General features: G+C 60.4%; 1 protein-coding gene and 1 pseudogene. Both read left to right on the top strand.

Features of this window, described 5'->3' with window-relative positions; translation table 11 throughout:
* Positions 1-211 (top strand): annotated as a pseudogene (locus tag A2I95_RS40635) (ornithine-acyl-ACP acyltransferase); the annotation flags it as partial.
* Positions 208-1,038: a 1-acyl-sn-glycerol-3-phosphate acyltransferase gene (locus A2I95_RS40630; RefSeq protein ID WP_027259001.1), complete on the top strand. Its 831-nt coding sequence runs from the start codon at positions 208-210 to the stop codon at positions 1,036-1,038. The pseudogene A2I95_RS40635 and the gene A2I95_RS40630, both read left to right, overlap by 4 nt.
* Positions 1,039-1,150: the final 112 nt, after the last annotated feature.

Raw genomic sequence — 1,150 nt, 5'->3', positions numbered from 1 at the left:
CTTGGTAGCCGCAGGTGATCTCAACCGCAAACGTGCGATGGTGGAAACCCCTGCGCTGATCAAAGCGTATCTGCGGCTGGGCGGATACGTCGGCGACGGCGCCTATGTCGATCAGGCCTTCAACACCACCGACGTGTGCCTGATCCTGGACACCGCGCAAATGAACGACCGCCAGCGCAGGATTTATGCCGGAGGCAAGGGGCGGGAATGAGCGTCAGCTGGCAAAGCGAAGAGGCGCCGGATCCGGTCCGGATCGGAGCCTTGGGCTGGACACTCGTGCTGGTGCGCGGGCTGCCGCTGGCGGTGCTGGTGTTTGGCGGGCTGCTGGTTTTGCTGGCCCTGCGGCTGATCGAACGGCCGGTATTCGGCCTGCAGCGGCCGGTCACGCCCTTTATCACACAGTTTGTCTGCCGCAATGCCTTTCGCATTCTCGGGATCAGCTTCAAAACCCGCGGAACGCTGATGCGTCAAAAGGGGGCCGTGGTGGCCAATCATGCCTCCTGGCTGGATATCTTTGCTCTGAATGCGCGCAAGCGGATCTACTTTGTCTCCAAGGCGGAAGTCGCCAAATGGCCGGGGATCGGCTGGCTTGCGCGGGCCACGGGCACTGTGTTCATAGAGCGCAATCCTAAGAAGGCCAAAGAACAGGCAGACATGTTTGAACAGCGCCTGCAGGCCGGCCACAAGCTGCTGTTTTTTCCCGAAGGCACCTCAACCGATGGTTTGCGGGTCTTGCCCTTTAAAACAACGCTCTTCGCTGCGTTCTTTTCGGATCACTTGCGTGAGGATGCGCATATCCAGCCAGTCTCTGTCCACTACCGCGCACCCAGTGGCGCCCCGGCACGGTTTTATGCCTGGTGGGGAAATATGGATTTCGGGCCGCATCTTCTCAAGATCCTGGCAGCCCAGCGGCAAGGCCAAGTGGAGCTGATTTACCACCAGCCGTTGAAGGTTGCCGCCTTCCCGGACCGCAAAGCCCTGGCCGCCACAGCCGGAAAACTGGTAGAAGACGGCCACCGGCGCGCCTTGGATGGCTGAAAAATGAGGCGGAAACCGGTTTCCTCCTGATCCGCTATTGTCAGCTGACAATTTCTGCTCTATGAGCGCGCCTACGAACCCGCAGGCGGGGTTTGGCCTGATCAGGGGAGAC

The organism is Leisingera sp. F5 (genome assembly GCF_001593695.1).
Note: the sequence above shows the minus strand (reverse complement) of the source record. Positions and strands in the feature narration are given on the sequence as shown.